General features: G+C 72.6%; 7 protein-coding genes. 5 read left to right on the top strand and 2 right to left on the bottom strand.

Translation table 11 applies throughout. The features are described 5' to 3' along the window. Positions 1–111 precede the first annotated feature (111 nt). On the top strand, positions 112–1,551 hold the full coding sequence (locus ACRDSK_RS30470; RefSeq protein ID WP_431444845.1) for a cell division protein PerM: 1,440 nt from the start codon (positions 112–114) through the stop codon (positions 1,549–1,551). Here ACRDSK_RS30470 and ACRDSK_RS30465 read toward each other — a convergent pair. Continuing rightward, positions 1,548–2,132, bottom strand: coding sequence for a hypothetical protein (locus ACRDSK_RS30465; RefSeq protein ID WP_431444844.1), 585 nt, complete (start codon positions 2,130–2,132; stop codon positions 1,548–1,550). The two genes, ACRDSK_RS30470 and ACRDSK_RS30465, sit on opposite strands and share 4 nt — an antisense overlap. A gap of 110 nt (positions 2,133–2,242) precedes the next feature. Between ACRDSK_RS30465 and purN the strand changes: the two genes are divergently transcribed. Beyond that, a complete protein-coding gene (purN, locus tag ACRDSK_RS30460; RefSeq protein WP_431444843.1) occupies positions 2,243–2,860 on the top strand; it encodes a phosphoribosylglycinamide formyltransferase in 618 nt (205 codons plus the stop codon). After that, on the top strand, positions 2,857–4,434 hold the full coding sequence (gene purH / locus ACRDSK_RS30455) for a bifunctional phosphoribosylaminoimidazolecarboxamide formyltransferase/IMP cyclohydrolase (RefSeq protein WP_431444842.1): 1,578 nt from the start codon (positions 2,857–2,859) through the stop codon (positions 4,432–4,434). Before purN ends, purH begins: the two co-directional genes overlap by 4 nt. A 21-nt stretch (positions 4,435–4,455) precedes the next feature. Here the strand turns inward: purH and ACRDSK_RS30450 are convergent, their stop codons facing one another. Beyond that, positions 4,456–5,682, bottom strand: coding sequence for a helix-turn-helix domain-containing protein (locus tag ACRDSK_RS30450; protein WP_431444841.1), 1,227 nt, complete (start codon positions 5,680–5,682; stop codon positions 4,456–4,458). 181 nt (positions 5,683–5,863) lie between these two features. On the opposite strand from ACRDSK_RS30450, the gene ACRDSK_RS30445 reads away from it, so the two are divergent. Both ACRDSK_RS30445 and ACRDSK_RS30440 read left to right on the top strand, forming a co-directional pair. Then, positions 5,864–6,280: an SRPBCC domain-containing protein gene (locus ACRDSK_RS30445; RefSeq protein WP_431444840.1), complete on the top strand. Its 417-nt coding sequence runs from the start codon at positions 5,864–5,866 to the stop codon at positions 6,278–6,280. After that, complete coding sequence (locus ACRDSK_RS30440; protein WP_431444839.1) at positions 6,267–6,581, top strand: ArsR/SmtB family transcription factor; 315 nt, start codon at positions 6,267–6,269, stop codon at positions 6,579–6,581. The genes ACRDSK_RS30445 and ACRDSK_RS30440 overlap by 14 nt, the downstream gene beginning before the upstream one ends. The last annotated feature ends 125 nt before the right edge of the window (positions 6,582–6,706 follow it).

The following is a 6,706-nucleotide window of genomic DNA, read 5'->3' as shown; positions in this document are numbered from 1 at the left end:
CGGAGCTCCGGTGCCACCCCCACTGACGTGCGGTGACACGGTTCACCTGATGCGGTGGCGGGGCGGCGTGCCTGCGCCGAGTGGTCAAACGTGCGTGCGACAGTGGGCCGCATGGCGCCGTCCCTCGACCTCGATGCCGCCGATATCAGCAGCGACAGCGTCGAAGCGGAAGCGTCCAAGGTCACCCGCGTCCGGGTTCTGACCTTCACCGCACTGGGCTCGGTCGTCACCGGCTACGCCGCGGTCGCCGCGCTGCTCGCGCTCGTCACCGCGATCGCCCCGCTCGCGCACTTCTCCACGGCCGGCGTGGTGGCGGCCGCGTTGCCGGGCTGGCTCGCCGCGCACCAGGTGCCGGTCGCGATCAGCGGGCTCGAGCTCGGCGTGCTGCCCCTTGCGGCGACGATCGGCGTGCTGCTGATCGCCGCGCGGGCCGCGGCCGGCGCCGCCGAGCGGCTGGAGCTTACGGGGCCGTGGCAGGCCGGTCAGGCTGTCAGCGCGATCGCCGCGGCACACGGCGGTTGCGGGCTCGCCATCGCGCTCGCGGTCTCCGACCACGGGGTGTCGATCGACCCACTGGCCGCGTTCTACTACCCGGCCTTCCTCGCCGGGCTCGCCGCCGCGTTCGGTGTGCTGCGGTGCTGCGGGCTGTGGGACGCGTTGCTGGCCCGGGCCGAGCCGATCGCGCTTCGCGGGCTGCGGGCCGGCCTGCTCGCGGTGTTGTTGCTGCTCGCCGCGGGTGGTGCGGTGCTGACGTTCGCCCTGGCCACCTCGGTGCCGACCGCGCGAGAGCTGTTCGCCGTGTCCGCGCCGGGCCTCGGCAACGGGCTCGGCATGCTGTTGCTGTCGATCGGGTTCGTGCCCAACGCGGTGGTCGCCGCGGTCGCGTTCGTGGCCGGGCCGGGGTTCTCGGTGGGGGTCGTCTCGGTGGCGCCGCTGGACTTCAGCGGCGGTCCGGTGCCCGCCATGCCGCTGCTCGCCGCCCTGCCGGCGGAGCCGGCCGCGTGGTGGCCGGCACTCTTCGCGCTGCCGCTGGGGGTCGGCGTGCTCGTCGGCCGCCGGCTGCGGGACGCGGCCGAGGAGCCGGCCGTCCGAGTGCGTGGCGCGGCGATCGCGGCGGGCGTGGTGGCGGTCGCGTTCGTGGTGCTGGCCGGAAGCGCGGGCGGGCGCGTCGGAGTGGGCCCGTTCGACCCGGTGAACCTGCACGCCGCGACGGTGTCACTGGCGCTGGCGCTGTGGATCGGCATCCCGGCCGCGGTGACCGCATGGCTGGGCGGCCCCCGCCCGATGCGCGACGACCCGCCGGGCTTGCTGGATCCTGACGACGAGCCGCCACTCGAACCAGACGCCGAGACTGAAGCGGAGTCCGAGACCGAAGCGGAGTCCGAGACTGAAGCGGAGTCCGAGACCGACGCCGAGCCGGGCGCCGACACCGCGGCCGAGACTACCGCCGAACACGATCGCGAGTCAGCCGCCGAGGCAACCGAAGCCGCCGAGCCCCAAGCCGAGTCGGAGGCGGGCGAACCGAAGAGCCGAGTCACGAAAGTCGACTAATCGACAGCCAGTCGGCGGATGTCCTCGCGATCGACGGCAGCGGCCCGGTGTTGCCGATCGACGCGAACCAGTCCCACAGCTCCAGCGCGTGGTAGAGCCGGTAGAGCGCCACCCGCGCCAGCCCGTCGGTCGGCAGCGGTCCGTAGCCGGCGAGCAGGCCGGCCCGCTTCACCGAAGACGCCGTCAGGTCGTACTGCCACCCGCGAGCGCACCGCGTGGTGCAGCTCGGCAGGGCCGCCCAAGGCCGCGAACTCCGCCAGCTCCTTGGCGAACTGCCGGCTCATGTACGCGGGGTTGTCCGGGCGGCCCGGCACCAGCGTCAGCACCGTCGCCGCGCGCTCGACGTCCACGTGCACGACCTGCGGCGCCGGGCCGACGCCCTGCTCGGCCAGCACCGAGTAGACGTGCACCTCCTTGGCCTGCTTCCAACGCCACTCGTCCGCGTACTGTTTGACGATCAACGGGTCGGCGCCGGCCAGCCGCACCTCGTGCACGGTGCTGAGCTGCCCGCCGGTCCGGGGCACGACCGAGGTGACGACGACATCCGGCCCCAGCACGGCCGCCAGCGACGGGGTGAGCACGCGGCGGAACCTAGCGACCGGGCGGCGGGGCGGGCGAGCGCCTTTCCGGCGGCCACCTAAGCTGCGCGTATGCGTGCGTTGGGGAGATTCCGCTGACCGGGTCGGCCTCGGTGAGACCGGACGTCCCGGCGCGGGTCGTCGTACTGGTCTCCGGTTCGGGAACCCTCCTGCAGGCCGTGCTCGACGCGAGCGCGGAGCCCGGCTTCCCCGTGCGCGTGGTCGCGGCCGGCGCGGACCGGCGCGGCATCGAGGGGCTGGCGCGGGCCGAGCGGGCCGGAGTGCCGACGTTCGTCGCGCGGCTCGGCGACCACCCCGACCGGGCCGCCTGGGACAAGGCGCTGACCGACGCGGTCGCCGCGCACGAGCCCGACCTCGTGGTCTCCGCCGGCTTCATGAAGATCCTCGGACCGGCCTTCCTCGACCGCTTCGGCGGCCGGGTGGTCAACACGCATCCCGCGTTGTTGCCGGCGTTCCCCGGCGCGCACGCGGTCGCCGACGCGGTGGCGCACGGCGCGAAGGTCACCGGGTGCACGGTGCATCTGGTCGACGCGGGCGTGGACACCGGCCCGATCGTGGCGCAGCAGGCGGTGGCCGTCGCGCCGGACGAGGCCGTCGACGCGCTGCACGAGCGGATCAAGGTAGTCGAGCGTCGCCTGCTGGTCGACGTGATCGCGCTGATGGCCCGGGAGGGCTACACGGTGCATGGACGAAAGGTGAGCATCCCGTGACTGACGAGCGGCGCCCGGTTCGCCGGGCCCTCATCGGGGTTTCGGACAAGGCGGGCCTGCTGGAGCTCGCCACCGGGCTGCACGCGAACGGCGTGGAGATCGTGTCGACCGGCGGGACCGCGCGCGTGATCGCGGACGCCGGCGTGCCGGTGACGCCGGTCGAGCAGGTGACGGGGTTCCCGGAGTCGCTGGACGGGCGGGTGAAGACGCTGCATCCGCGGGTGCACGCGGGGCTGCTCGCCGACCTGCGCAAGCCGTCCCACGTCGCGCAGCTCTCCTCGCTCGGCATCGAGCCGTACGACCTGCTGGTGGTCAACCTGTACCCGTTCGAGCGGACCGTCGCCTCCGGGGCGGAGCCCGACGAGTGCGTCGAGCAGATCGACATCGGCGGCCCGGCCATGGTGCGCGCGGCGGCGAAGAACCACGCGTCGGTCGCCGTCGTCGTCGACCCGGCGCGCTACGACTGGGTGCTGGCACAGGTGCGCGACGGTGGCTTCACCGTGGCGGACAGACAGGCACTCGCCGCCGCCGCGTTCCGGCACACGGCCTCCTACGACATCGCGGTGGCGTCGTGGATCGGCAACGTGCTGTCCTCCGACGACGCCGGGTCGGGCTTCCCCGGCTGGGTCGGCGCCAGCTGGGAGCGGCGATCGGTGCTGCGCTACGGCGAGAACCCGCACCAGCGGGCGGCGCTGTACGTGTCGTCGCACGGCGGCGACGGGCTGGCCACCGCGGATCAGCTGCACGGCAAGGAGATGTCGTACAACAACTACGTCGACGCGGACGCCGCGTGGCGGGCCGCGTTCGACCACGAGCAGCCCTGTGTCGCGATCATCAAGCACACCAACCCGTGCGGCATCGCGGTGTCCACTGTGGATGGTGTGGGTGCGGTGGCGGAAGCGCACCGGCGGGCGCACGCGTGCGACCCGCTGAGCGCGTTCGGCGGGGTGATCGCGGCCAACCGCGAGGTCACCGTGGACATGGCCGAGCAGGTGGCCGAGGTCTTCACCGAGGTGATCGTCGCGCCGTCCTACGCCGATGGCGCGGTGGATGTGCTGTCGCGCAAGAAGAACATCCGGATCCTGGTGGCCCGGCCGCCGCGTCGGGGCGGCGCGGAGATCCGCCCGGTGTCCGGCGGCCTGCTGATGCAGACCCGTGACATTCTCGATGCCGAAGGCGACGACCCCGCCAAGTGGACGCTGGCGACGGGCTCGCCGGTGTCCGAGGCCGTGCTCGCCGACCTGGCCTTCGCGTGGCGCACCTGCCGGGCGGTGAAGTCGAACGCGATCGTGCTGGCCTCGGACGGGGCCACGGTCGGGGTCGGCATGGGCCAGGTCAACCGCGTCGACGCGGCCCGGCTGGCCATCGAGCGGGCGGGCGAGCGGGCGGCCGGCTCGGTGGCCGCGTCGGACGCCTTCTTCCCGTTCCCCGACGGCCCGCAGCTGTTGCTGGAGGCCGGCGTGCGGGCGATCGTGCAGCCGGGCGGCTCGGTCCGTGACGCGGAGGTCATCGCCGCGGCGGAGGAGGCCGGCGCGTCGCTCTACCTGACGGGGACCCGCCACTTCGCTCACTGAGAGCGCCCACCGAGGGCCGGGCTACCGGCGGACGCGCTGGGCCGGGAGCGACACCTTCGGCCGGCTGACCGGTGCCGAGCGCAGGACGAGCTCCAGCTCGAAACGCTGCCTCGGGTCGTGCATCGCCTCGCCGAGGTACTGCTCGAGCTGGCGCATCCGGTAGCGGACCGTCTGCGGGTGCACGGCCAGCTGGCCGGCCATGTCCGGCACGCCGCCCTGTGTGTCCAGCCACGCCCGCAACGTCTCCAGCATCCGCTCGCGCTGCTTGACGGTCAGGTCGCGCAGCGGAGCCAGCAGCCGGTCCCGCAGCGTTTCCAGCAGGCGGTCGTCGGAGTGGACCAGGACCGTGGACAGGTGCCGCTCGCCGCGGATGACCAGGCCGTCCGCGATCACCCCCTGCTGCGCGAGCGTCAGCGTCCGGCGGGCCCAGCGCAGCGCGTGCGCGGCGATGTCCGGCGGCACCGGCGGCCCGACGCTGAGGCGACACTGCGGCAGCGCCGCGCGGATCCGCGCCAGCCGCGCGTCGGTGACCTCGCCCGGCACGAGCAGCTTCGGCTCGACGCCGTCGAGGTCGGCGAGCACGTCCGCGTCGAGCTTCGGTTTGCGCTGGTTGTGGCCGGTGCCGGGGAGCGCTTGCACGGCGATCGGCGACACCGTCTCGGGGACCGGCCAGCCGGTCAGCTGCGCCAGCTCGCCGATCGCGGCCGCGGGGGCGGGCGGGGTCTGCAAGATCATGCCGAGGAGTCGGCGCCGCCACGTCTCCAGCGCGCCCGCCGAGGTGGCCTTGGCCTCGAGGTAGCCGTCGAGCGCGACCGACGCGAGCCGGTCCATGTAGGCGAACACGGTGTCGGCGAGCTGCGACATCACCGTCGACGAGAGCCCGTTGCGCTTGCCGACGCGCATGATCCGCCGCCACGACACCCGCGCGCCGACGCGGTACGCGGCCTGCAGGTCGTCCAGCGAACGCCCCTCGCGCATCTCGTTCTGGCCGAGCTTGTGGTGGACCTCGTAGCACTTCTGCGCGGACGTGTCCGGGTTGGCGATCTGCTCGATGAACAGGCTCGTCGCGTGCCGCACGCCGGCGTTGATGGACCTGCCGTACGGCCCGTCGAGCGGACGCGCGTAGACGGGGATCTTGGCCCGGATCTCGTCGACGATCTCGGCGGCGAGGCTGGTGAGCTCGGGTCTGAGGAGGTCGGCGAGCCGCCGGGGAAGGACGTTCCCATCGGGTCGGTACTCGACCGTCATGTGCACACAACTCCTCGCCGCCACCGCGCGTCGTCGAGGGGTGGCATTCGGTTCATCGGATCGTGAGCCGGGAGTGTGTCATCAGATCGCAACAAACCGACGGCTTACTCACTTGGTGACAAGTTGCCCAGCCGATCTTGTTGCCCCGGGTTAGTATTTCGTCAAATGGTAATATTGCCTGATGGAAATGGAGACCGTGCAGACCCTGCCGGACGGCCGCGTCGCGCTTCGCTTCGAACGGCGGCTCGCCCACCCGCGTGAGAAGGTCTGGCGTGCGCTGACCGAGGTCGACCAGCTGCGCAGCTGGTTCGTCGAGATCCTCGACTACGACCGCTGCCGGCTCGACTTCGCGGCCGGGGCGTCGCTGACGTTCGTGGCGAACGGTCTGCCCGATGGTCACGGCGAGGTGACCGTTTGTCAGCCACCCGCGGTTCTGGAGTACACGTGGGCCGGCGAGACCCTGCGCTTCGAGCTGACCCAGGACGGTGCGGGCTGCGTGCTGGTCTTCACGAACGTCGTCGACGACCCCGGCACCGCCGCCGCGGTGACCTCTGGTTGGCGGACGGGCCTGGACCGGCTGGCCGATGCGCTCGGTTGAGCCGTCGGTGTTCGAGCTGCTCGCGGAGCCGAACCGGCGCCGGATCCTGGACCTGCTTCGCGAGGGCGAGCGGGCGGCCGGCGAGTTGCACGAGCACCTCCCGCTGGCCCAGCCGACGGTGTCGAAACATCTGAAGCTGCTCCGGGAGGCGGGTTTGGTGTCGGTCCGACAGGAGGCGCAGCGTCGGGTGTATCGCCTGCGTGCGGCTCCGCTGGCGGAGATCGACGAGTGGTTGGCTCCGTACCGTGCCCACTGGCGCAGCCGCCTCGACGCCTTGGAGACCCATCTCGACTCGACGTAATCGGAAAGACTCCATTGGAGTGGACCAGCGCCGCTCACGGTTTTGTCCGGGCCCTCGGTTTGGCAAGCTGCTGGGACAGACCCTTCCGGACAACGGAGTTTGGGGGTCATCGCGTGCCGCCGGCC

It is taken from the genome of Actinophytocola sp. (assembly GCF_050699915.1).
Classification (GTDB): domain Bacteria; phylum Actinomycetota; class Actinomycetes; order Mycobacteriales; family Pseudonocardiaceae; genus Actinophytocola.
This window is presented reverse-complemented; position numbering and strand designations above follow the sequence as displayed.

Coding starts and splice junctions, on each gene's coding strand:
- ACRDSK_RS30445 (WP_431444840.1), top strand. CDS start 5,864: ATGGAAATGGAGACCGTGCAGACCCTGCCGGACGGCCGCGTCGCGCTT.
- ACRDSK_RS30440 (WP_431444839.1), top strand. CDS start 6,267: ATGCGCTCGGTTGAGCCGTCGGTGTTCGAGCTGCTCGCGGAGCCGAAC.
- ACRDSK_RS30450 (WP_431444841.1), bottom strand. CDS start 5,682: ATGACGGTCGAGTACCGACCCGATGGGAACGTCCTTCCCCGGCGGCTC.
- ACRDSK_RS30470 (WP_431444845.1), top strand. CDS start 112: ATGGCGCCGTCCCTCGACCTCGATGCCGCCGATATCAGCAGCGACAGC.